This is a genomic window from Fictibacillus sp. FJAT-27399 (assembly GCF_001510655.1).
GTDB classification, from domain to species: domain Bacteria; phylum Bacillota; class Bacilli; order Bacillales; family Fictibacillaceae; genus Fictibacillus_C; species Fictibacillus_C marinisediminis.
This window is the reverse complement of record NZ_LMVC01000009.1, coordinates 12,842-35,945: the sequence shown is the minus strand read 5'-3', so window position 1 is coordinate 35,945 and position 23,104 is coordinate 12,842. Positions and strand designations below refer to the sequence as shown.

At 44.1% G+C, this 23,104-nt stretch carries 23 protein-coding genes and 1 other annotated feature; all 23 genes read right to left on the bottom strand.

Going from position 1 to position 23,104, the window contains the following annotated elements; genetic code table 11:
• Positions 1 to 16: 16 nt before the first annotated feature.
• Complete coding sequence (rplC, locus tag AR335_RS22090) at positions 17 to 655, bottom strand: 50S ribosomal protein L3 (protein ID WP_062240234.1); 639 nt, start codon at positions 653 to 655, stop codon at positions 17 to 19.
• Positions 656 to 702: 47 nt separating this feature from the next.
• Positions 703 to 1,011 (bottom strand): 30S ribosomal protein S10, encoded by a 309-nt coding sequence (gene rpsJ, locus AR335_RS22085; protein ID WP_053356198.1) that lies wholly within the window; start codon positions 1,009 to 1,011, stop codon positions 703 to 705.
• 371 nt (positions 1,012 to 1,382) lie between these two features.
• Positions 1,383 to 2,573, bottom strand: coding sequence for an elongation factor Tu (tuf, locus tag AR335_RS22080; protein WP_062240231.1), 1,191 nt, complete (start codon positions 2,571 to 2,573; stop codon positions 1,383 to 1,385).
• A 112-nt stretch (positions 2,574 to 2,685) separates the two neighbouring features.
• Positions 2,686 to 4,764 (bottom strand): elongation factor G, encoded by a 2,079-nt coding sequence (gene fusA, locus AR335_RS22075; protein WP_062240228.1) that lies wholly within the window; start codon positions 4,762 to 4,764, stop codon positions 2,686 to 2,688.
• Between the two features lie 80 nt (positions 4,765 to 4,844).
• Complete coding sequence (rpsG, locus tag AR335_RS22070; protein WP_053356201.1) at positions 4,845 to 5,315, bottom strand: 30S ribosomal protein S7; 471 nt, start codon at positions 5,313 to 5,315, stop codon at positions 4,845 to 4,847.
• A 45-nt stretch (positions 5,316 to 5,360) separates the two neighbouring features.
• Positions 5,361 to 5,783, bottom strand: a complete 423-nt coding sequence (gene rpsL / locus AR335_RS22065; RefSeq protein WP_053356202.1) for a 30S ribosomal protein S12 — start codon at positions 5,781 to 5,783, stop codon at positions 5,361 to 5,363.
• A gap of 116 nt (positions 5,784 to 5,899) precedes the next feature.
• Positions 5,900 to 6,148, bottom strand: coding sequence for a 50S ribosomal protein L7ae-like protein (locus AR335_RS22060; protein WP_053356203.1), 249 nt, complete (start codon positions 6,146 to 6,148; stop codon positions 5,900 to 5,902).
• An 83-nt stretch (positions 6,149 to 6,231) separates the two neighbouring features.
• A complete protein-coding gene (gene rpoC / locus AR335_RS22055) occupies positions 6,232 to 9,858 on the bottom strand; it encodes a DNA-directed RNA polymerase subunit beta' (RefSeq protein ID WP_062240225.1) in 3,627 nt (1,208 codons plus the stop codon).
• Positions 9,859 to 9,888: 30 nt separating this feature from the next.
• Positions 9,889 to 13,431 (bottom strand): DNA-directed RNA polymerase subunit beta, encoded by a 3,543-nt coding sequence (rpoB, locus tag AR335_RS22050; protein WP_062240222.1) that lies wholly within the window; start codon positions 13,429 to 13,431, stop codon positions 9,889 to 9,891.
• 266 nt (positions 13,432 to 13,697) lie between these two features.
• On the bottom strand, positions 13,698 to 14,300 hold the full coding sequence (locus AR335_RS22045; RefSeq protein ID WP_062240219.1) for a class I SAM-dependent methyltransferase: 603 nt from the start codon (positions 14,298 to 14,300) through the stop codon (positions 13,698 to 13,700).
• A 332-nt stretch (positions 14,301 to 14,632) separates the two neighbouring features.
• Positions 14,633 to 14,995, bottom strand: a complete 363-nt coding sequence (gene rplL / locus AR335_RS22040; RefSeq protein WP_053356207.1) for a 50S ribosomal protein L7/L12 — start codon at positions 14,993 to 14,995, stop codon at positions 14,633 to 14,635.
• A gap of 52 nt (positions 14,996 to 15,047) precedes the next feature.
• Entirely contained in the window at positions 15,048 to 15,548 is a 501-nt protein-coding gene (gene rplJ, locus AR335_RS22035; protein WP_062240216.1) for a 50S ribosomal protein L10, read from the bottom strand.
• A gap of 40 nt (positions 15,549 to 15,588) precedes the next feature.
• Positions 15,589 to 15,736 (bottom strand) — a sequence feature (ribosomal protein L10 leader region).
• Between the two features lie 43 nt (positions 15,737 to 15,779).
• Positions 15,780 to 16,481 carry a 50S ribosomal protein L1 gene (rplA, locus tag AR335_RS22030; protein ID WP_062240214.1) on the bottom strand — a complete coding sequence of 234 codons (702 nt, stop codon included), beginning with the start codon at positions 16,479 to 16,481 and terminating at the stop codon, positions 15,780 to 15,782.
• A gap of 201 nt (positions 16,482 to 16,682) precedes the next feature.
• The gene (gene rplK / locus AR335_RS22025; protein WP_053356210.1) at positions 16,683 to 17,108 is read right to left on the bottom strand and encodes a 50S ribosomal protein L11; all 426 of its coding nucleotides are present in this window, start codon (positions 17,106 to 17,108) and stop codon (positions 16,683 to 16,685) included.
• A gap of 172 nt (positions 17,109 to 17,280) precedes the next feature.
• Complete coding sequence (gene nusG, locus AR335_RS22020) at positions 17,281 to 17,814, bottom strand: transcription termination/antitermination protein NusG (RefSeq protein ID WP_053356211.1); 534 nt, start codon at positions 17,812 to 17,814, stop codon at positions 17,281 to 17,283.
• Positions 17,815 to 17,897: 83 nt separating this feature from the next.
• Positions 17,898 to 18,104 (bottom strand): preprotein translocase subunit SecE, encoded by a 207-nt coding sequence (secE, locus tag AR335_RS22015; RefSeq protein WP_053356212.1) that lies wholly within the window; start codon positions 18,102 to 18,104, stop codon positions 17,898 to 17,900.
• A gap of 206 nt (positions 18,105 to 18,310) precedes the next feature.
• Complete coding sequence (gene rpmG / locus AR335_RS22010) at positions 18,311 to 18,460, bottom strand: 50S ribosomal protein L33 (RefSeq protein ID WP_062240211.1); 150 nt, start codon at positions 18,458 to 18,460, stop codon at positions 18,311 to 18,313.
• Between the two features lie 182 nt (positions 18,461 to 18,642).
• Positions 18,643 to 19,293, bottom strand: coding sequence for an RNA polymerase sporulation sigma factor SigH (sigH, locus tag AR335_RS22005; RefSeq protein ID WP_053356214.1), 651 nt, complete (start codon positions 19,291 to 19,293; stop codon positions 18,643 to 18,645).
• Between the two features lie 82 nt (positions 19,294 to 19,375).
• The gene (locus AR335_RS22000; protein ID WP_053356215.1) at positions 19,376 to 19,885 is read right to left on the bottom strand and encodes an NYN domain-containing protein; all 510 of its coding nucleotides are present in this window, start codon (positions 19,883 to 19,885) and stop codon (positions 19,376 to 19,378) included.
• Complete coding sequence (rlmB, locus tag AR335_RS21995) at positions 19,885 to 20,631, bottom strand: 23S rRNA (guanosine(2251)-2'-O)-methyltransferase RlmB (RefSeq protein ID WP_062240208.1); 747 nt, start codon at positions 20,629 to 20,631, stop codon at positions 19,885 to 19,887. The genes AR335_RS22000 and rlmB overlap by 1 nt, the downstream gene beginning before the upstream one ends.
• Entirely contained in the window at positions 20,628 to 21,053 is a 426-nt protein-coding gene (locus AR335_RS21990) for a Mini-ribonuclease 3 (RefSeq protein WP_062240207.1), read from the bottom strand. The genes rlmB and AR335_RS21990 overlap by 4 nt, the downstream gene beginning before the upstream one ends.
• The gene (gene cysS, locus AR335_RS21985) at positions 21,054 to 22,454 is read right to left on the bottom strand and encodes a cysteine--tRNA ligase (RefSeq protein ID WP_062240204.1); all 1,401 of its coding nucleotides are present in this window, start codon (positions 22,452 to 22,454) and stop codon (positions 21,054 to 21,056) included.
• A complete protein-coding gene (gene epsC / locus AR335_RS21980) occupies positions 22,451 to 23,101 on the bottom strand; it encodes a serine O-acetyltransferase EpsC (protein ID WP_053356219.1) in 651 nt (216 codons plus the stop codon). The genes cysS and epsC overlap by 4 nt, the downstream gene beginning before the upstream one ends.
• Between the last annotated feature and the right edge of the window lie 3 nt (positions 23,102 to 23,104).

Genomic DNA, 23,104 nt, shown 5'->3' with positions numbered 1-23,104 from the left:
GATGTATCCTCCCTTCTTATTTAGCTTCTTTAGCTTTTACAGCTGCATTGATTGTAACGTAGCTCTTTTTCGCACCAGGTACGTTACCTTTGATAAGAAGTAAGTTGCGCTCAGCATCAACTTTTACAACTTCTAGGTTTTGAACAGTAATTGTATCTCCGCCTGTACGTCCAGGTAGGTTTTTACCTTTGAATACACGGTTAGGGTCAACTGCACCCATAGAACCAGGACGACGGTGGTAACGGGAACCGTGGCTCATAGGTCCGCGGGATTGTCCGTGGCGTTTAATTACACCTTGGAATCCTTTACCTTTTGATGTTCCGGTTACGTCTACAACGTCACCTTCTGCGAAAATATCTACCTTGACTTCCTGACCAACTTCAAAATCCGCGCCTTGTACATTGCGGAATTCTTTAACGAAGCGCTTAGGGTTTGTGTTAGCTTTAGCAGCATGCCCTTTTGCAGGCCTGTTCACACGGCTTTCTTTCTTATCATCAAATCCTAATTGGATTGCTTCGTAACCGTCGTTTTCAGCAGTTTTCTTTTGAAGAACAACGTTTGGAGTAACTTCAACTACAGTAACTGGGATAAGATCACCGTTCTCTGCGAATACTTGAGTCATTCCTACTTTTTTACCTAAGATTCCTTTGGCCATTAGTCACACCTCCTATTGATTGTTTTAAATTTTTTATATGTTAATTCTTATAGTTTGATTTCAATGTCAACGCCAGATGGAAGATCCAAACGCATTAATGAATCAACAGTTTGCGGCGTTGGTTCGATGATATCGATCAAACGCTTATGAGTACGCATTTCGAACTGCTCACGAGAATCCTTATATTTGTGCACCGCACGCAGGATTGTGTAAATAGCTTTTTCAGTTGGAAGCGGAATTGGTCCGGATACTTTTGCACCAGAACGTTTTGCTGTCTCAACAATTTTCTCAGCAGATTGATCAAGAATTCTGTGATCATATGCTTTTAATCGAATACGAATCTTTTGCTTTGCCATTATTTTCCCTCCTTTATTCGCCCATTTTGATAAACAGACATTACTCCCACGGAAATTTAACCTGACAGACATCCGCCATGGCAATGGGGCCGGGTGTGTCAGCAACCTTCCGGATCATCGCAAATGAATGACCAACATTACTTATTATAGTAAAAACAGCTGCCCATTGCAAGCTATTCTTATAAATATTTTCATCAGCCGCACACTTTTTCTATTATAGGCCCTCAACCCTGTAAAAGCAAGGTCTGATCGGGAATTACCAATAATAAAAAAACGGGTTTCTTCTATATAAATAAAACACAGCTAAGCCTTCTGTTTTAAGGAACATAAAAAAAGCATCCCATAAAGGGATGCTTTTTTGAGAAATGAACTTACGCTTGGATAGATGATACTACTCCAGCGCCTACTGTACGTCCACCTTCACGAATAGAGAACTTAGTTCCTTCTTCGATCGCGATTGGAGCGATTAGTTCAACAGTCATTTCGATGTTGTCTCCAGGCATAACCATTTCAGTTCCTTCTGGAAGTTGGATGATACCAGTTACGTCAGTTGTACGGAAGTAGAACTGAGGACGGTAGTTAGAGAAGAATGGAGTATGACGTCCACCCTCTTCTTTAGAAAGTACGTATACTTCTGATTTGAATTTAGTGTGAGCTTTAACAGTTCCTGGCTTAGCAAGAACTTGTCCACGCTCAACATCGTCACGGGAAACCCCACGAAGAAGTGCACCGATGTTGTCACCAGCTTCAGCATAGTCAAGAAGTTTACGGAACATTTCAACACCAGTTACAGTTGTTGATTTTGGCTCTTCAGTAAGACCAAGGATCTCGATAACGTCTCCGACTTTAACTTGTCCACGCTCAACACGTCCAGTAGCAACAGTACCACGGCCAGTGATTGAGAATACGTCCTCAACAGGCATCATAAATGGTTTTTCAGTGTCACGTGGAGGAGTTGGGATGTACTCGTCAACTGCGTCCATAAGTTCGATGATTTTAGCTTCCCACTCAGCGTCTCCTTCAAGAGCTTTAAGAGCAGAACCTTTGATTACAGGAACATCGTCTCCTGGGAAATCGTACTCAGTAAGAAGGTCACGAACTTCCATTTCAACTAGTTCAAGAAGCTCTTCGTCATCAACCATGTCACATTTGTTCAAGAATACTACTAGGTAAGGTACACCTACTTGACGAGAAAGAAGGATGTGCTCACGAGTTTGTGGCATTGGGCCGTCAGCAGCAGATACTACTAGGATCCCTCCGTCCATTTGTGCAGCACCAGTGATCATGTTTTTAACATAGTCAGCATGTCCTGGGCAGTCTACGTGTGCATAGTGACGAGAATCAGTTTCGTACTCAACGTGTGCAGTTGAGATTGTGATTCCACGTTCGCGCTCTTCTGGAGCACCGTCGATTTGGTCGTAAGCCATAGCTTGACCTTTACCAGATTTCTTTGCAAGTACAGAAGTAATTGCAGCTGTTAAAGTTGTTTTACCGTGGTCAACGTGACCGATTGTACCAATATTGGCATGCGTTTTGGAACGATCAAATTTCTCTTTAGCCATGAGAAAGATTCCTCCTTAATATGTGTAAAAAAATTTATTTTTTTATAAAACAGACAGGTTGTCTGCCTATTTTAGATTACATGAAAAGCAAGCATGTTACAACTGGCAAGAATTATTGACCAGTTGATTTTTTGATGATTTCTTCTGAAATTGATTTTGGTACTTCTTCGTAATGATCGAAGTGCATGGAATAAGTTCCGCGCCCTTGTGTACGAGAACGAAGAGATGTTGCATAACCAAACATTTCAGCTAGTGGTACCATCGCTTTAACGATTTGAGCAGTACCGCGGGCTTCCATACCCTCAACGCGTCCGCGTCGGGAAGTTACGTCACCCATGATGTCTCCCATGTACTCTTCAGGAACCGTTACTTCAACTTTCATGATCGGCTCAAGAATTGCAGGGTCACATTTTGCTTTCGCGTTTTTAAGTGCCATTGATCCGGCAATTTTAAACGCCATTTCGTTGGAGTCAACGTCATGGTATGAACCGTCAACGATTCTTGCTTTAAGATCAAGCAATGGGAATCCTGCAAGCATACCATTTTTCATTGATTCTTCGATACCGGCTTGTACCGCTGGGACGTATTCACGAGGAACAACACCACCGACGATTTTGTTTTCGAATACGAATCCAGATCCTTCTTCACCTGGTTCGAATTCGATCCAAACGTGACCGTATTGTCCACGACCACCGGACTGACGTACGAACTTACCTTCAACTTTAGCCGCTTGGCGGATTGTTTCACGGTAAGCAACCTGTGGAGCACCTACGTTAGCTTCAACTTTGAATTCACGTTTCATACGGTCAACAAGGATATCAAGGTGAAGTTCACCCATTCCCCCGATGATCGTTTGTCCAGTTTCTTCGTCAGTTTCAGTTCTGAAAGTAGGATCTTCTTCAGCAAGTTTCGCAAGGGCCATACCCATTTTATCTTGGTCGGCCTTAGATTTAGGCTCGATAGATAAGTGGATTACCGGCTCAGGGAATACCATAGATTCTAGGATAACTTGGGATTTCTCATCACAGAGAGTATCACCAGTTGTTGTATCTTTCAAACCTACAGCTGCTGCGATATCACCAGCATATACTGCAGAGATCTCTTCACGGTGGTTTGCGTGCATTTGAAGGATACGTCCAACGCGCTCACGCTTGCCTTTAGTAGAGTTCTGTACATATGAACCTGAGTTCAATGTTCCGGAGTATACGCGGAAGAATGTAAGTTTACCGACATAAGGGTCAGTCATAACTTTAAATGCCAATGCAGAGAATGGAGCTTCGTCGCTTGATTCGCGAGTTACTTCTTCTTCAGAATCAGGGAGTGTACCCTTGATTGCTTCTACATCGACTGGAGCTGGCAAGTAGTCAAGAACTGCATCCAGCATTAGCTGAACACCTTTGTTCTTAAATGCAGATCCACAGATTACAGGGAAGAATTCAACGTTACAAGTTCCTTGACGGATACCTGCTTTGATTTCTTCGTTTGTAATCTCTTCGCCTTCTAAGTACTTCATCATCAATTCTTCATCAAGCTCAGCTACCGCTTCGATAAGTTTTCCACGGTACTCTTCAGCTAGCTCAACATGTTCAGCAGGAATTTCGCCTACTTCAATGTCAGTTCCAAGGTCGTTTCCGTAGAATACAGCTTTCATCTCGATTAGGTCGATGATTGCCTCAAATTGGTCTTCAGCACCGATAGGAAGCTGAATTGGGTGCGCATTTGCACCAAGACGGTCATGAAGAGTCTTTACAGAGTAAAGGAAGTCAGCACCGATCTTGTCCATTTTGTTAACGAATACTACACGGGGAACCCCGTAAGTTGTTGCTTGACGCCATACTGTTTCAGTTTGCGGTTCAACCCCAGACTGAGCATCGAGTACAGCTACAGCTCCGTCTAATACACGCAATGAACGTTCTACTTCTACTGTAAAGTCTACGTGTCCAGGAGTATCAATGATGTTGATACGGTGACCTTTCCACTGAGCAGTTGTTGCAGCGGAAGTAATTGTGATTCCGCGCTCTTGTTCCTGCTCCATCCAGTCCATTTGTGAAGCTCCTTCATGAGTTTCACCAATTTTATGGATACGACCTGTATAGTATAGTACACGTTCAGTTGTCGTTGTTTTACCAGCATCGATGTGAGCCATGATACCGATATTACGCGTATTTTTTAAGGAGAATTCTCTTGCCATGAATTTCTCTCCTTCCTATACATAGGAAAATGATTTTTTATAGTGTGATAGAGACAGTTAAGAAACTGTCTCTTGTATTTTTACCAGCGGTAGTGAGCAAACGCTTTGTTCGCTTCTGCCATTTTGTGCATATCTTCACGCTTCTTCACTGATGCTCCAGCATTGTTAGCAGCATCCATGATTTCGTTAGCAAGACGTTCTTCCATTGTCTTTTCCCCACGAAGACGAGCGTAGTTTGTTAACCAGCGAAGTCCTAGAGTCGTACGGCGCTCAGGGCGAACTTCAACTGGAACTTGGTAGTTAGCTCCACCAACACGGCGGGCACGAACTTCAAGTACAGGCATGATGTTCTTAAGAGCTTGTTCGAATACTTCCATAGGTTCTGTGTTTGTACGTTCTTTGATAATGTCAAATGCATTATAAAGAATGGTTTGTGCTACTCCTCTTTTACCGTCAATCATAATTTTGTTGATTAGACGAGTTACAAGTTTAGACTTGTAAATTGGATCAGGCAACACATCACGACGAGATACAGGTCCTTTACGAGGCATTGTGTCCCCTCCTTTCTCCTATTTATTTACGCATTATTTAAAAGCTTACTTTTTAGCAGCTTTAGGACGCTTAGTTCCGTATTTAGAACGGCCTTGCATACGGTTGTTAACACCAGCAGTATCAAGCGCACCACGAACGATGTGGTAACGTACCCCTGGTAAGTCTTTTACACGTCCGCCACGGATCAACACTACGCTATGCTCTTGAAGGTTGTGCCCGATCCCAGGGATGTAAGCAGTCACTTCAATTCCGTTGGTTAAACGTACACGAGCGTATTTACGAAGAGCCGAGTTCGGTTTCTTCGGTGTCATCGTACCAACACGAGTACATACTCCACGTTTTTGCGGAGAGGAAACGTTGGTTTGAGCTTTTTTGAAGCTGTTGTAGCCTTTGTTAAGAGCTGGAGAGTCAGATTTTTTACCTTTTGACTCACGGCCTTTACGAACCAATTGATTAATTGTAGGCATTTGTTTTTCCTCCTTTCCTTACGTTTTTCTAAGACCACTGAACCAGGTGGTTCATCTTTGGACAAAAGAAAGTTTTTGCGAGAGGCCACGCGGGTGACGTCGCAAAAACATTTATTTTATCCTTTTATCGCAACAGTTGCGGCTCCAACATCAATTCCGCAAGCTTTGCCAAGCTTTTTCATGGAATCGACTCTCGTAATCGGGACAAGTCTTTCCTGTGCAATCTGTAATACTTTACCGGTTACACGAGGGTCAGCATCATCGGCAACGACGAGCTCTTTAACTTCCCCGTTTTGCAAAGCCTTAATGGTTTGCTTAGTTCCTACGATAAAATCAGAAGCCTGTGTCACTTTTTCATAAGACATCGTTATATCCTCCAAAGTAACAATTCTTAGGAGCACTCAGATATAATATCACTGTTGTGCTCCCAATGTCAACACTTCTCTTATTAATCTTGTGAGACTAGCTCTGTTGCTTCGTGATCATCAGCAGTTTCACTTTCTTCTGTTGATACAGGAGAATCCATTCCTACATTTCTGTAAAGGGACATTCCAGTACCAGCCGGGATCAGCTTACCGATGATTACGTTCTCTTTCAATCCGAGCAATTCATCACGTTTACCTTTGATTGCTGCATCTGTCAGGACACGTGTTGTTTCCTGGAAGGATGCTGCAGACAAGAACGATTCAGTTTCAAGAGATGCTTTGGTAATACCAAGCAATACAGGGCGTCCTGTAGCAGGAATGCCGCCTTGAAGAAGAACCTTTCTGTTCACATCGGTAAAGGCGTGAATATCCATCAATGCGCCTGGCAGAACATCAGTGTGGCCGGCATCAATGATACGGACTTTACGAAGCATCTGGCGAACCATTACCTCTACGTGTTTGTCGCCAATTTCTACCCCTTGCATACGGTATACTTTTTGAACTTCACGCAGCAAGTATTCTTGAACGCCTTCTGCACCTTTAACTTTGATCAATTCTTTCGGGTCGATTGAACCTTCAGTAAGAACTTGCCCTGCAACCACAGCATCGCCTTCTGCAACTTTAATGCGGGCGCCGTATGGCACAGTGTAAGATCTAGTTTCAATCTCACCTTGAACAAGGATTTCACGCTTCTCTTTAGACTCATTAATATTGATCACTGTACCTTCAAGCTCAGAGATTAGCGCCTGACCTTTCGGGTTACGTGCTTCAAACAACTCCTGGATACGCGGTAAACCTTGAGTGATATCGTCTCCTGCTACCCCGCCTGTATGGAAGGTACGCATTGTAAGCTGTGTTCCTGGCTCCCCGATTGATTGGGCAGCGATGATACCGACAGCTTCACCGACTTCAACATCAGATCCTGTTGCCAGGTTGCGTCCGTAACATTTTTTACAAACACCATGACGGGTATCACAAGTAAATACTGAACGAAGCGTTACTTCTTCAATTCCTGCATCAACTACTGCTGCTGCTGAATCTTCCGTAATTTGCTCGTTTTTGCTGACAAGAACCTCGTTTGTTTCCGGGTGGTACACTGTTCTGAACACTGTACGCCCGACTAAACGCTCGTATAGGTTCTCGATTACTTCATTGCCTTCTTTAATAGCCGCAACTGTTAGACCACGGTCCGTTCCACAGTCATCTTCACGGACGATAACGTCCTGAGCTACGTCTACAAGACGGCGAGTCAAGTAACCTGAGTCAGCTGTTTTAAGTGCTGTATCGGCAAGACCTTTACGCGCACCATGTGTAGAGATAAAGTATTCGAGTACCGTCAGACCTTCACGGAAACTGGACTTGATCGGCAATTCGATGATTTTACCAGCCGGGTTGGCCATGAGACCACGCATACCGGCAAGCTGTGTAAAGTTAGATGCGTTACCACGGGCACCAGAGTCACTCATCATGAAGATTGGGTTTCTCTTATCAAGGGTAAGCATTAGTTTTTGCTGAATCTCATCCTTCGCCTTGCTCCAGATGTTGATGACGCGCTCATAACGCTCGTCTTCTGTAATCAGACCGCGGCGGAACTGTTTCGTTACCGTAGTAACTTTTTCTTCAGCTGCGGATAGGATGACTTGTTTCTCAGGCAATACGACGATGTCAGAAACACCAACGGTAATCCCTGCTTTTGTTGAATATTTGAATCCAAGCTCTTTCATGCGGTCAAGCATCTTGGATGTTTCAGTAATTTTGAATCGTTTGAACACTTCTGCAATGATTTTACCGAGAATTCCTTTTTTAAACGGCTCTACTTCATCATGCTTAGCGATTACTTCTTTGATGTTCGCAGCTTGAGGAAGGAAATACTTCTCAGGCGTTTCAATTTGCAGGTTAGCTGTTGTTGGCTCGTTGATGTATGGGAATGACTCAGGAAGAATCTCGTTAAATAGAAGTTTTCCGACAGTCGTCATTAACATCATATTTTGCTGGTGTTCTTTAAATGAAGGCTTGTTTAAAGTGGATACCGGAACAGCAATACGGGTATGAAGATGGACATAGCCATTTTCGTACGCAACGATTGCTTCGTTCGCATCTTTAAACACAGACCCTTCACCAATCGCACCTGCACGCTCCATCGTAAGGTAGTAGTTACCCAGTACCATATCCTGAGATGGTGTAACAACCGGTTTACCATCTTTCGGGTTCAAGATGTTTTGTGCAGCCAGCATAAGAATGCGTGCCTCAGCTTGTGCTTCAGCTGATAAAGGTACGTGAACCGCCATTTGGTCACCATCAAAGTCAGCGTTGTAAGCTGTACATACGAGTGGGTGAAGACGGATAGCGCGTCCTTCAACCAGTGTAGGTTCGAACGCCTGGATCCCTAGTCTGTGAAGAGTCGGGGCACGGTTCAGCAATACCGGATGCTCTCTGATTACATCTTCAAGAACATCCCATACTTCCGCCTGAACACGTTCAACCTTGCGTTTCGCGCTCTTAATGTTATGAGCAAGACCTTTGGCAACAAGCTCTTTCATAACGAAAGGCTTGAAGAGCTCAAGTGCCATTTCCTTAGGAAGACCGCATTGGTACATCTTAAGGTGAGGACCTACTACGATAACGGAACGGCCAGAGTAGTCAACACGCTTACCAAGAAGGTTTTGACGGAAACGGCCTTGTTTCCCTTTTAACATATGGGATAGTGATTTTAGCGGACGGTTACCAGGACCTGTTACAGGACGGCCGCGTCGTCCGTTGTCGATTAGAGCATCTACCGCTTCTTGAAGCATACGTTTTTCATTCTGTACGATGATATTCGGCGCACCTAAATCCAAAAGACGCTTCAAACGGTTATTACGGTTAATAACACGGCGGTACAAGTCATTCAAGTCAGATGTTGCAAAACGTCCTCCGTCAAGCTGCACCATTGGGCGAAGCTCAGGCGGAATAACAGGAAGAACATCCAGGATCATCCAGAACGGTTCGTTGCCGGAATGACGGAACGCTTCAAGCACTTCAAGACGCTTGATTGCACGGGTACGACGCTGTCCCTGTGCAGTTTTCAGCTCTTCTTTCAGCTGATCGACTTCTTTTACAAGGTCGATGTCTTCAAGAAGGCGTCTGATGGCTTCTGCGCCCATTTGTGCAGTAAACCCTTGACCGTATTTTTCACGGTATGAACGGTATTCTTTTTCAGAAAGCAGCTGCTTTTTCTCCAGCGGCGTTTCACCCGTATCTGTCACCACGTAAGATGCAAAGTAAATAACTTCTTCCAGTGCTCTTGGAGACATATCGAGTACAAGACCCATACGGCTTGGTATTCCTTTGAAATACCAAATGTGCGAAACAGGTGCAGCAAGTTCGATGTGACCCATACGGTCACGTCGAACTTTAGCACGAGTTACTTCTACGCCACAGCGATCACATACGACACCTTTATAGCGGACACGTTTGTATTTTCCGCAATGGCATTCCCAGTCCTTTTGAGGTCCGAAAATACGTTCACAGAACAAACCGTCTTTTTCAGGCTTAAGTGTACGATAGTTGATCGTTTCTGGTTTTTTCACTTCTCCTCTTGACCAAGAACGGATCTTATCAGGAGAAGCGAGGCCTATTTTCATATACTCAAAATTGTTTACGTCTATCAAGGAGCAAACCTCCCTTATGATATCCTGTTTTTATTCACTTACAGTGTAAGATTCAAGATTTAAATTAAGCTTTTCATTTGCTTGATCTTCTTCATCATCAAGCTCGCGCATTTCAATTTCCTTATCGTCACCGGACATGATCTTAACGTCCATTCCGAGTGATTGAAGCTCTTTGATCAATACTTTGAATGATTCAGGAACTCCAGGTTCTGGTACGTTCTCACCCTTGACGATGGCTTCGTATGTTTTCACACGGCCCACAACATCATCGGATTTGACGGTGAGAATTTCTTGAAGAGTATAAGCAGCACCATATGCTTCGAGTGCCCAAACCTCCATCTCACCGAAACGCTGTCCACCAAACTGTGCCTTACCGCCGAGCGGCTGCTGGGTAACAAGGGAGTATGGTCCAGTAGAACGTGCGTGAAGTTTGTCATCGACCATGTGAGCCAGTTTGATCATGTACATGACACCAACTGAAACACGGTTGTCAAACGGAACTCCAGTTCTTCCGTCATAAAGAACGGTTTTACCATCTCGGGCCATTCCCGCTTCTTCAATGGTTGCCCAAACATCTTCTTCACGTGCACCGTCAAATACCGGTGTTGCCATGTGAACGCCAAGCTGTCTTGCAGCCATACCAAGGTGAAGCTCAAGCACCTGGCCGATGTTCATACGGGAAGGTACACCCAGAGGGTTCAACATGATATCAATAGGTGTTCCATCTGGAAGGAACGGCATATCTTCTTCCGGCATGATGCGGGAGATTACACCTTTATTTCCGTGGCGGCCCGCCATCTTATCTCCTTCGTGGATCTTACGCTTCTGTACGATATAAGCACGCACCAGCTGATTCACTCCTGGAGGAAGCTCGTCGCCGTCTTCACGGTTAAATACTTTAACATCCAGAATGATTCCATCTCCGCCGTGAGGCACACGAAGTGATGTATCACGGACTTCACGCGCTTTTTCACCAAAGATCGCGTGAAGAAGGCGTTCTTCAGCTGTAAGTTCAGTAACCCCTTTAGGTGTAACTTTACCCACGAGGATGTCTCCATCTTTCACTTCCGCACCGATACGAATAATTCCACGGTCATCCAGATTGCGAAGAGCTTCTTCCCCTACGTTCGGGATATCTCTTGTAATCTCTTCCGGACCTAATTTCGTATCACGGGCTTCTGATTCATATTCTTCAATATGGATGGATGTGTATACATCATCTTTTACCAGTCGTTCGCTCATGATGACCGCATCTTCATAGTTATAGCCTTCCCATGTCATGAAGCCGACAAGAACGTTTCGCCCAAGAGCGAGTTCTCCTTTTTCCATGGATGGTCCGTCTGCAAGAATTTCTCCTTTAACTACACGGTCGCCTTTACTGACAATCGGACGCTGGTTATAGCAAGTTCCTTGGTTGGAACGAATGAATTTAAGGCAGTTGTAGCGGTCAAGCTGACCTTCTACTTCTTTCCCGTCAATAGTTTCAATGCGGCGTACTTGAACTTGTTTCGCAGTAACCTTCTCAACAATTCCTTCGTATTTACAGATAACAGCCGCACCAGAATCTTTTGCAGACACATGCTCCATTCCTGTTCCGACGACTGGTGCTTCCGGTACCATTAGAGGAACCGCTTGACGCTGCATGTTCGCACCCATCAGTGCACGGTTGGAGTCATCATTTTCAAGGAAAGGAATACAAGCTGTAGCGGCGGATACGACCTGTTTCGGTGATACGTCCATATAGTCGATGCGATCGCGTCTGACAATGGTGTTTTCACCGCGGAAACGTGCGATGACGTCTTCGTTCAGGAATTCCCCGTCTTCACCAAGAAGGGAGTTCGCCTGTGCTACCACATAGTTGTCTTCTTCATCAGCTGTCAGGTAATCGATTCGTCCTGTTACTTTACCAGTCTCAGGATCTACACGGCGATATGGTGTTTCAATAAAGCCGTACTCGTTTACTTTTGCATAGCTTGATAATGAGTTGATCAAACCGATATTCGGTCCCTCAGGTGTTTCAATCGGACACATACGGCCATAGTGGGAGTAGTGAACGTCACGGACTTCGAACCCTGCGCGCTCACGCGTAAGTCCGCCGGGCCCTAGGGCTGAAAGACGGCGTTTATGCGTAAGTTCTGCAAGTGGGTTGGTCTGGTCCATAAACTGAGAAAGCTGAGAGCTTCCGAAGAACTCTTTGATCGCAGCAATAACAGGGCGAATATTGATCAGTGCCTGTGGTGTAATCGCATTTGTATCTTGTATCGACATACGTTCGCGAACAACACGTTCCATACGGGACAACCCGATGCGGAACTGATTTTGGAGAAGCTCGCCCACAGAGCGCAAGCGGCGGTTTCCAAGGTGGTCAATATCATCTGTATTACCAACACTATGAAGCAAGTTGAAGAAGTAGTTAATAGATGCAATGATGTCAGAAACCGTAATGTTCTTAACTGATTTCTCAACATAAGCATTGCCAATTACTTTAATAACGCGCTCTCCATCAGCATCATCCGGAGCATAAATGTTAATAGACTGAAGCGGAATATCCTGATCTTCAGCTACCCCGCCTGCCGGAGTCACATGACGGAAACCAATGCCGTTCTCAAGATAAGGAAGTATCTTGTCCAGTGTACGGCGGTCGAGTAGTGTCCCTGCTTCAGCAAGCACTTCGCCCGTTTCTGGATCAGCCAGGGTTTCAGCCAGCTTTTGGTTGAATAAGCGGTTTTTAATATGAAGCTTTTTATTGATTTTATAACGTCCTACACTTGCAAGATCATAACGCTTCGGATCAAAGAAGCGTGAGTCTAACAAACTCTTGGCGTTATCAACAGTAGGAGGTTCGCCGGGGCGAAGGCGCTCATAGATTTCTAGGAGTGCTTTTTCCGTACCTTCTGTATTGTCTTTATCAAGGGTATTTCTTAAATACTCATCTTCCCCAAGCAAGTCGATGATTTCTTGATCAGACCCAAACCCTAATGCGCGAAGCAATACGGTAATAGGAATTTTCCTAGTGCGGTCAATGCGCACATATACTATATCTTTGGCGTCTGTTTCGAACTCAAGCCAGGCACCTCGGTTTGGTATAACAGTGGCAGTGAAACCCCTTTTACCGTTTTTATCAATCTTTTCACTGTAATAGACACTTGGTGAACGAACAAGCTGGGAAACAATTACACGTTCAGCACCGTTGATCACAAACGTGCCTGTATCTGTCATTAACGGGAAATCTCCCATAAATACTTCTTGCTCTTTCACTTCGCCAGTCTCTTTATTAATGAGACGCACCTTTACACGAAGCGGCGCAGCATAAGTTACATCACGCTCTTTTGATTCTTCCACAGGATACTTTGGCTCTCCGAGGCTATAGTCAATAAACTCTAGCACGAGATTTCCAGTGAAATCTTCAATCGGCGAAATGTCCTGGAACATTTCACGCAGTCCCTCATCAAGAAACCATTGATAGGAAGCAGTTTGAATTTCGATTAAGTTCGGTAATTCAAGCACTTCGCTAATTCTTGCGTAACTTCTTCGTTGGCGGTGGCGTCCAAACTGAACTAGTTGACCTGTCAACTGATTCACCCCTCAAATCCAGCGTTTTTTCTTGTTCCTATATACTCTAACATTCTATTATTGAATGTCAGAAAGACAAAAAGAAAAAGGGTTTTTATAAAAACCACAATTTCAATCGAGCAACAGATTATATAATTTTGTCCAAATTCTTCTCTTGATATACCTTAAAAGGTTATAATATCGAGGTTTTTTCTGCATTTGAACACAAGGGCAGAAAATGTGAATTCATTGGCATTTTATAATATTAGCATAGACTCCATACAGAGTCAACGTTTTATCGCTCGAATAATATAGTACCCTTTACTTTTTGAAACAGTCTCCACTTCCGCAAATACGGACTGAAGTTTTTCAATCGCAGATGGAGCACCTTGTTTCTTTTGAATGACGATCCATAATTCCCCATCAGTCTGCAATTTATCATACGAATCTTCAAACAGCTGATGGACAACCTTTTTTCCTGCACGGATGGGCGGATTTGTAAGAATGGCCGCAAATCCCATTTCTGCAACATTTTCAAACAGGCTGCTTTTTCGCACTTCGATGTTGGAGATCCCGTTTTTCTTCGCGTTTTCCGCAGACAATTCCAGGGCGCGCTCGTTAATGTCCACCATCAGCACACGCCGGCCAGAATTTTCTTTAGCAATCGCGAGTCCAATCGGTCCATAGCCGCATCCAACATCCAAATAATCTCCTTCAATTCCCGGAGATACAAATTCTTCAATCAGCAATCGGCTTCCGAAGTCCACTTCCTTTTTTGAAAAGACACCGGAATCAGATGTGAATTTGAACTCATGGTTTCTAAGCGTAAACGTCCAGTTTTTCGGATCGCTCTTTACGTCCGGCCGCTCAGAATAATAATGACCACCCATGTTCATCTTCCTTTCCTTAAAAGGAATTCCTGTTATCAGTATGACCAAGATTACTCAAGATAAGCGCAAGTGCCCTGTTTAAGTCCGACAAGCGCTGGAACTCATGCACGGCAACACGCTTTTTGTGTTGAGGGGCAAGAGTGAAGCGACCTAAGACGAATTGTGGTTTTTCAATTCGTCCTCCGAGGACTTATGCCGAAAACAAGAAATACGTTTTCAGCCCTGGGCGATGGAGCTGGACAATACTTCGCCGAATGCTCCATAGTTTTCATGCTTTCTTATCTTCCAAATAAAAAGGTCCGCCTGTTGGCGAACCCCTTTTTGATTTAAAATTACTTAACTTCTACAGAAGCTCCAACTTCTTCAAGTTTAGCTTTCATTTCTTCAGCTTCTTCTTTAGCAATGCCTTCTTTAACATTGCTTGGAGCGCCGTCAACTAGTTCTTTAGCTTCTTTAAGACCAAGGCCTGTAAGCTCACGAACTACTTTGATAACTTTGATCTTAGAAGCGCCAGCGCTTGTAAGAACTAAATCAAACTCAGTTTGCTCAGCAGCAGCGTCTGCACCAGCAGCTCCACCAGCTACAGCTACAGGAGCTGCAGCAGTAACACCAAACTCTTCTTCAATTGCCTTAACTAGGTCGTTAAGTTCTAAAACTGTCATAGTTTTTAAGCTTTCAATGATTTCTTTAGACATTATAATTTCCTCCTTAGTTAGTTAAATCTATAAATCAGTTAAAACGCAAAGCTTATGCGCCTTGTTCTTCCTTTTGTTCAGCAACTGCTTTAGTAACCAACGCAAAGTTGCGAATTGGCGCTTGAAGCACGCTGAGTAACATAGAAAGAAGTCCTTCACGTGATGGAAGATCTGCAAGAGCTTTAACTTCCTCAACCGATGCGATACGGCCTTCAATTACACCTGCTTTGATCTCAAGAGCATCATTTTCCTTAGCAAAGTTGTTAAGAATTTTAGCTGGAGCTACTACATCGTCATTGCTGAACGCAATCGCTGTAGGACCAACCAAATGCTCATTAAGCTCAGATAAGCCAGTTTCGTCAGCTGCACGTCGAGCCATTGAGTTTTTGTATACTTTAAACTCGATCCCAGCATCACGAAGTTGTTTACGAAGCTCAGTTACTGCCGCTACAGTCAAACCGCGATAGTCAACAAGAATTGTTGATTTGCTCTCACGCAATTGTCCAGCGATATCAGAAACCAATTGCTTCTTAGTTTCAAGAATACTGCTCATCCTTACACCTCCTGTAGAATAGTCTAGTCATCTTCATACCGTAGCCATAAGAAAAGCCTTCATGTTAGACATGAAGGCGTAGTGTCAGAAATTAAGCAATCAATAATTGATTTATTCTGTGCTACACACCTCGGCAGGATAATTAAGCATTAAGCCCCCGCTGTCTACGGCATGACATAGATATTTATTTACAACATTAACAACTATAACAGTCTAATTAATGTGTGTCAACTATTTTTTAAGAGAAAAGTTAGATGGGTTAATTTTGATTCCAGGTCCCATTGTAGAAGAGATTGCTACGTTACGAACATAAGTCCCTTTCGCAGCAGCTGGTTTCACTTTAAGCAATGTGTCGATGATTGTACCAAGGTTCTCAGTCAACTTGTCGTTGTCGAAAGAAACTTTACCGATCGGCACGTGAATGTTTCCAGCTTTATCTACACGATATTCTACTTTACCAGCTTTAATATCGTTAACCGCTTTTTCAACTTCAAATGTAACTGTACCAGTTTTAGGGTTAGGCATTAAACCTTTTGGCCCTAATACGCGTCCAAGACGGCCAACTTCAGCCATCATGTCTGGTGTTGCTACGATTACATCAAAATCAAACCAACCTTGTTGGATTTTGTTGATGTAGTCAGTATCGCCTACGAAATCTGCTCCAGCAGCTTCTGCTTCTTTCGCTTTTTCGCCTTTAGCAAATACTAGCACACGTTGAGTTTTGCCAGTTCCGTGCGGAAGTACTACAGCGCCACGAACTTGTTGGTCCGCTTTCTTAGGATCTACTCCAAGACGTACTGCTACTTCTACAGACTCATCAAACTTAGCTGTCGCAGTCTTTTTAACAAGCTCGATTGCTTCAGAAGCTTCATAAGATTTTTGGCGGTCTACTAATTTAGCCGCTTCTTGGTATTTCTTTCCTTTTTTAGCCATTGTAAAAATTTCCTCCCTTATGTGGTTTAGCGGATATTCCTCCCACTTAAGCGGTCTCTCGAGATTTTGAGGCCGCCATGCCTTTTTGGGAACGCCGATGATTATCGCGCGTTCCGTCCGGCTTTGGTTCCATTAATAAAGGTTGCGAACCGTTACCGGTAGGATGTCTCCTTTACTCGCAACCCTTTGGAAGCATTAGAATTAGTCTTCGATAACAATTCCCATGCTGCGTGCTGTACCTTCAACCATACGCATTGCAGATTCAACATTTGCAGCGTTTAGGTCAGGCATTTTTGATTCTGCAATTTCGCGAACTTTATCACGTTTTACAGTTGCAACTTTTTTCTTGTTCGGCTCACCTGAACCAGACTCGATTCCAGCAGCTACTTTAAGTAGAACAGCAGCCGGAGGAGTTTTAGTGATGAATGTAAATGAACGGTCTTCAAAAACCGTGATTTCAACCGGAATGATTAAACCAGCTTGATCAGCAGTACGAGCGTTAAACTCTTTACAGAATCCCATGATGTTAACACCAGCTTGTCCTAGTGCAGGTCCAACCGGTGGTGCCGGATTTGCTTTGCCAGCAGGGATCTGAAGCTTTACCATTTTAATAACCTTTTTAGCCACGCGACACACCTCCTTAAGTCCGTGATGTGGTATATGGGTATGATATACCCTCCCACTCAAAAATACGCTTCCCCCTTGCTTAGGAGAAAGCAGTTGTTTAGAAATATCAAACATTAAAAAGTCTATCACTTTTAAAGTTGGATTTCAAGTGTTTTTGAAATTACTTCAAAAATTAAAGCTTGACGACCTGGTTGAAATCTAATTCAACCGGGGTTTCTCGGCCAAACATATTCACGTGAACTTTGAGTTTTCGTTTTGTCGGATCGATTTCTTCGATGGTACCGACAAAGTCAGCAAACGGTCCTTCTTTAACTTTGACCGCTTCCTTCAGCTCATAATCCACTTCGATGCGAGGCTCTTCCATGCCCATGCCTTTAAGAATGTGTTCAACCTCTTCAGGCAAGAGCGGAGTCGGTTTTGAACCCGCTCCTGCAGATCCGACGAATCCTGTAACACCCGGCGTATTTCGAACCACATACCATGAATCATCCGTCATGACCATTTCAGTCAAAACATATCCAGGAAACACCTTTTTCATAGCGGTTTTTGTTTTGCCGTTCTTGATTTCTGTTTCTTCTTCAACAGGAACCAGTACACGGAAGATCTTGTCCGACATTCCCATTGATTCCACGCGCTTTTCCAGGTTCGTTTTCACTTTGTTTTCATACCCTGAATAAGTATGAACGACATACCAGTTTTTTTCCATATTCATCGGGACAACCCGTGTCCTTTCCCTCCTAAGCGGATATACTCTAGCATTGTATCCAGTTATGTTTCTATATAATCAAACTAGTCTAAAATGAGTTCAATAAGCTTCGAAATACCAAGATCAACTGCCCAGAAAAAGATTGCCATCAAAACCACTGTTACGACCGTTATAGTTGTATAGCGGATCAGCTCATCACGTTTCGGCCAGCTTACCTTTTTCATTTCCTTCTTAACATCGGATAAAAACTTTGCAGGTGATTTCCTTGTTTTTTCAGCAATGTCAGCCATCATGTTACCCCCATTACCTGATTGATATATGAGTAAGAAAAGCGCAAGCGATCTGGGACGAGATAGTTTCAAATGTCGTCCTTCGAGGACCAGTGACGAAAAAAGAAGTTAGTTTTCGTCCTTGGGCGCTGCAGCTAGACATAGCCCTGCCGAATTCCTCACAGTCTTACCTTTCTTACTTTGAAAACAGCCGGCTAGCCGGCCTTTTATTTCGTTTCTTTGTGGGTAGTGTGCGCATTGCAATGACTGCAGAACTTTTTAACCTCGATACGTTCAGGATTTTCCGCCTGGTTTTTCATGGTGGTATAATTTCGGCTGTTGCATTGACCGCAGGCTAAAATAACTTTTTTTCGCATAATAACACCTTCTGTGCTGTTAAGACCCACTCATCCACAATATCTATACTACTTTTACCACATTATCACAGCCCAAAAGGCTTGTCAATAAAGGTCGGAACGGCTCATGAGAGAAGATCGTGCCCTTTCGCGTTCCGGAAAACTTTATTGAAATAAAAAAAGAAAAGCAGGGGGATCCCTGCTTATAACGTTATTTCTCTTAACTCAAGATATCGTTCGAGCTTCCTCTTCACCCGCTGCAATGCATTGTCGATCGATTTCACATGCCTGTCCAGATCGATCGAAATTTCCTGATACGATCTTCCGTCCAGGTAGAGCATCAGCACTTTACGCTCGAGATCACTCAATATCTCTCCCATTTTCAGTTCAATATCATCAAACTCTTCCTGGTTAATGATCAACTCTTCCGGATCGGTAACCTTCGTCCCGCAAATTACATCCATCAGCGTCCTGTCCGATTCTTCATCATAGATCGGCTTGTCCAATGATACATAGGAATTGAGCGGAATATGTTTCTGCCTTGTGGCTGTCTTAATAGCCGTTATCATTTGCCGCGTGATGCACAGTTCGGCAAAAGCCTTAAAGGATGAAAGCTTGTCCTCTTTATAATCCCTGATTGCCTTATAAAGGCCAATCATGCCTTCCTGGATAATATCCTCCCGGTCAGCTCCGATTAAAAAGTAGGATCTAGCTTTTGCGCGCACGAAATTTTTATACTTGTTAATTAAAAATTCCAGTGCAGCACTGTCTCCTTCATGGACATGTTCAACCAGACTTTCATCTTCAATCTGTTCATAATCCAGAACCGTCATTTCTTTGAGGTAAATGCTCACGACAATCCCCCCGTCAGAGCCTGAATGCAAGGCAAAATATAACAATATTATACAGCATGTCATGAAAAAGCGTCAAGATTGTTTATTTTTGACCTCTTCGCCATTTTTCGAATATTTCAGCTACTTCCTCGGACAGGGAGATGCTGGAAAAGTTTCGTTCTCTCGCTTTCTTGACTTTCCGCTCAATTCTTTTCTCTATATCGTCCATTTCGACCTTTAGCTCTCGGGATGACTTTCTTAAAGCGCCTTTGGCAAAAACAACCCATTGCTCCGTATAATCGGAGGTTGCTACAAAGATGCGGGTATTCACATTTTTGTACTCTGAAGCCAGCCTCTCGATTCTTTCATCGGCCGTTTCGTTTTCCCTTGTGAAAATCACTTCAACCTTGTAATTCTTTGCTTTCTTCTCCATTCCAGCTACCATATGGGCATCGAATACAATGATGACCCGGCAGCCTGTAAAGGCCTGATACTCTGCCATTTTTTCAATCAGGATATCGCGTGCTTTTGCAAAGTCCGTATCCTTTAATGACCGGAGTTCAGGCCAGGCGCCTATGACATTATAGCCATCAACGAGTAAAATATTATCCATTATGATGACAGCGGATGGCGTTTGCGGTAAACCTCATACAATAAAAGGCCGGCTGCGACTGAAGCATTGAGAGAAGTAACTTTCCCTTCCATCGGCAGCCGTACAAGAAAGTCACACGTATCTTTAACCAGCCTGCCCATGCCCTTGCCTTCACTTCCGATGACAAGTCCGATTGGCATATCAAGTCCGGCTTCCCTGTAATCTTCCTTTCCTTTCATATCGGCTCCTACAAACCAAATGCCGCGCTCCTTAAGCTCTTTCATTGTTTGTACGATGTTGGTCACACGCACGACCGGAATATATTCGATCGCTCCAGTTGAGGCTTTTGCTACAGCGGCCGTCAATCCGACCGCCCTCCGCTTAGGGATGATAATTCCGTGGGCGCCTGCTGCGTCTGCCGTACGCATAATGGATCCGAGGTTGTGGGGATCTTCAATCTCATCAAGGATGATGAAGAAAGGCTCTTCACCTTTTTCCTCTGCTTTTTTAAATAAATCATCGATCTCTGAATATTCGTATGCGGCAACTGCAGCGATCACTCCTTGGTGATTGCCTCCGTCACTCAGCAGATCGAGTTTGCGCTTCGGAACAAACTGCACGATGACATTGTTCTCCTTCGCCATATGAATGACCTGGCTGACCGGCCCTTTCTGTGAGCCTTCCCCTACAAATATTTTGTTTATGTCTCTTCCCGCACGCAATACCTCAAGTACAGGGTTTCTGCCAATAATAAATTCTTCGCTCATTTTTTTCCTCCCTCTCCCGCCTGTTCGACGAAAGAAACTACTTTTTCAAAAATGGTCTGTAACCGCTCTTCATTCCCAAGCAGATGATGATAGCCAATAATCGCTTCAAAGCCTGTCCCATACCTGTACGTTTGTACATCTGTGTTTTTGGGCACGGAACCTTGCTTTGCGTTTCTGCCCCGCATAATGACACTAACTTCCTCTTCGTCAAAAAATTTCTCGTCAAGCAAGCGAATAACAACAGAAGCCTGGGCCTTGGCTGAAACATATTTGGTTGCCAGGGTATGAAGCCGGTTCGGTTTCACCTGGCCGGTATGGATGAGGTGATGCCGTACAAATGTTTCAAGTACAGCATCTCCCATGTAAGCCAGCGTCATCCCGTTCAGTTGTTTTATATCCGAACTCGAAATCTGTCTGCTCATTTATTGCCTCTTCCAGCGGACACCCTGCGGAGTATCCTCCAGGATGATGTTCATATCCTTCAGCTGGTCACGAATTTCATCTGCTCTCGCAAAATTACGGTCTTTTCTTGATTTGTTGCGTTCTTCGATCAGTGCTTCAATTTCTTCATCAAGCAGTTCTTTTTCTGCCGATAGAGTCAAACCAAGTACCCCGGTAAGCTCTTCAAAGAGGGTGATAAAATCAGACAGCACACTTTTGGATGTGTTTTCAGACTGCAGGTAAACGTTAGCTTCCCTAGCCGCGTCAAACAAGACAGCAATTCCGTTGGCTGTATTAAAATCATCATCCATCTCAGAAATAAAGTCCTTTTTAAACTGCGAAACTTTCGCTTCCCAAACTGCTGTATCTTCCGCCAGGTCAGCACTGACTTCCTGTCTGTGTTTCAAGTTCTCGTATGCTGTACGGATTCGATTCAAACTGGCATGTGCGCTTTGAAGCAGTTCATCACTGAAATTGATCGGATTTCGGTAGTGAACCGCCATTATGAAAAAGCGGATGACTTGAGGATCATATTCTTTGATCATGTCATGGACGAGAACAAAATTCCCAAGCGATTTGGACATTTTTTCGTTATTGATATTAATATAGCCGTTATGCATCCAATACTTGGCCATCGGCGCTTCGTTCAGGGCTTCAGACTGAGCAATCTCATTTTCGTGATGCGGAAAGGTAAGATCCTGGCCGCCGCCATGAATATCAATGGAATCACCAAGGTATTTTTTAGCCATGGCCGAGCACTCGATATGCCATCCCGGACGTCCATTGCCCCAAGGGCTTTCCCAGAAGATCTCCCCTTCTTTCGCCGCTTTCCACAATGCGAAATCCAACGGATCCTTCTTAATTTCCCCCACTTCGATACGTGCACCCGAACGAAGGTCATCGATCGACTGATGAGAAAGCTTGCCGTATCCTTCAAACGAGCGGGTTTTAAAATAAACATCGCCTTTTGCTTCATATGCATAACCTTTTTCTATCAGCTTGCTGATAAAATCAATGATTTCAGGCATCGTTTCGGTCACCCGCGGGTGGTGATCCGCTTTTTGTACACCCAACGCGCAAACATCTTCATGATAGGATTGGATAAAACGCTCTGCGACTGCTGGCACATCAGTACCAAGCTCTTTTGCCGCCTTAATGAGTTTGTCATCCACATCCGTAAAGTTGGAAATAAAGTTTACATCATAGCCGCGATATTCGAGATAGCGTCTTACGGTATCAAAGACGATGGCCGGACGCGCGTTGCCAATATGAATATAATTGTAGACGGTTGGTCCGCATACATACATCTTTACTTTCCCTTCTTCGAGAGGTTTGAATACCTCTTTTTGACGCGTCAACGTATTATAAATAACTAAACTCATCGTACTTCACTTCCCTTTCGTAAACGTTCAATCTCTTCCTGCAATCGTTCCAGCTCTTCCTGAACCTCTCTGAACTGAGAGGCCACCGGATCAGGCAGGTTACAATGATCCAGTTCTTTGCCAATTTTCATTCCATCCTGGATAACAATCCGACCAGGAATCCCAACAACTGTCGAATTCGGAGGTACATCCCGCAAAACAACAGATCCTGCTCCTACCTTAGAATGTTTCCCAATTGTGATGGATCCCAATACTTTTGCACCTGTCGCAATTAAAGCATGGTCCTCAATGGTCGGGTGGCGTTTCCCTTTTTCTTTACCAGTACCACCAAGTGTTACCCCCTGATACAAGGTAACATCATTACCGATAATACAGGTCTCCCCTATGACCACACCCATACCATGGTCTATAAAAAACCGGTGCCCGATCTGTGCACCCGGATGAATCTCAATTCCTGTAAAAAAGCGGCTGATCTGCGAAACGACGCGGGCCCAAAACAAAAAGTTTCGTTTGAATAACTTATGTGCCAGCCGATGTGCCCATATTGCATGCAGGCCAGAGTAGGTAAGAACCACCTCCAGCTTGCTGCGCGCTGCCGGATCATTCTCAAAGACAGCCTGTATATCCTCCCTCATGCGTTTCCACATTGT

What these genes read in the sequence shown, in the direction of transcription:
- AR335_RS22045 (WP_062240219.1), bottom strand. Translation starts at nt 14,300, where the DNA reads ATGGGTGGTCATTATTATTCTGAGCGGCCGGACGTAAAGAGCGATCCG.
- rplC (WP_062240234.1), bottom strand. Translation starts at nt 655, where the DNA reads ATGGCCAAAGGAATCTTAGGTAAAAAAGTAGGAATGACTCAAGTATTC.
- fusA (WP_062240228.1), bottom strand. Translation starts at nt 4,764, where the DNA reads ATGGCAAGAGAATTCTCCTTAAAAAATACGCGTAATATCGGTATCATG.
- cysS (WP_062240204.1), bottom strand. Translation starts at nt 22,454, where the DNA reads ATGAGTTTAGTTATTTATAATACGTTGACGCGTCAAAAAGAGGTATTC.
- tuf (WP_062240231.1), bottom strand. Translation starts at nt 2,573, where the DNA reads ATGGCTAAAGAGAAATTTGATCGTTCCAAAACGCATGCCAATATTGGT.
- rplL (WP_053356207.1), bottom strand. Translation starts at nt 14,995, where the DNA reads ATGTCTAAAGAAATCATTGAAAGCTTAAAAACTATGACAGTTTTAGAA.
- AR335_RS21990 (WP_062240207.1), bottom strand. Translation starts at nt 21,053, where the DNA reads ATGAGCAGACAGATTTCGAGTTCGGATATAAAACAACTGAACGGGATG.
- rlmB (WP_062240208.1), bottom strand. Translation starts at nt 20,631, where the DNA reads ATGAGCGAAGAATTTATTATTGGCAGAAACCCTGTACTTGAGGTATTG.
- rplJ (WP_062240216.1), bottom strand. Translation starts at nt 15,548, where the DNA reads ATGAGCAGTATTCTTGAAACTAAGAAGCAATTGGTTTCTGATATCGCT.
- AR335_RS22060 (WP_053356203.1), bottom strand. Translation starts at nt 6,148, where the DNA reads ATGTCTTATGAAAAAGTGACACAGGCTTCTGATTTTATCGTAGGAACT.
- secE (WP_053356212.1), bottom strand. Translation starts at nt 18,104, where the DNA reads ATGGCTGACATTGCTGAAAAAACAAGGAAATCACCTGCAAAGTTTTTA.
- rplA (WP_062240214.1), bottom strand. Translation starts at nt 16,481, where the DNA reads ATGGCTAAAAAAGGAAAGAAATACCAAGAAGCGGCTAAATTAGTAGAC.
- rpsG (WP_053356201.1), bottom strand. Translation starts at nt 5,315, where the DNA reads ATGCCTCGTAAAGGACCTGTATCTCGTCGTGATGTGTTGCCTGATCCA.
- AR335_RS22000 (WP_053356215.1), bottom strand. Translation starts at nt 19,885, where the DNA reads ATGGATAATATTTTACTCGTTGATGGCTATAATGTCATAGGCGCCTGG.
- rpsL (WP_053356202.1), bottom strand. Translation starts at nt 5,783, where the DNA reads ATGCCTACAATTAATCAATTGGTTCGTAAAGGCCGTGAGTCAAAAGGT.
- nusG (WP_053356211.1), bottom strand. Translation starts at nt 17,814, where the DNA reads ATGGAAAAAAACTGGTATGTCGTTCATACTTATTCAGGGTATGAAAAC.
- epsC (WP_053356219.1), bottom strand. Translation starts at nt 23,101, where the DNA reads ATGTGGAAACGCATGAGGGAGGATATACAGGCTGTCTTTGAGAATGAT.
- rpmG (WP_062240211.1), bottom strand. Translation starts at nt 18,460, where the DNA reads ATGCGAAAAAAAGTTATTTTAGCCTGCGGTCAATGCAACAGCCGAAAT.
- rpsJ (WP_053356198.1), bottom strand. Translation starts at nt 1,011, where the DNA reads ATGGCAAAGCAAAAGATTCGTATTCGATTAAAAGCATATGATCACAGA.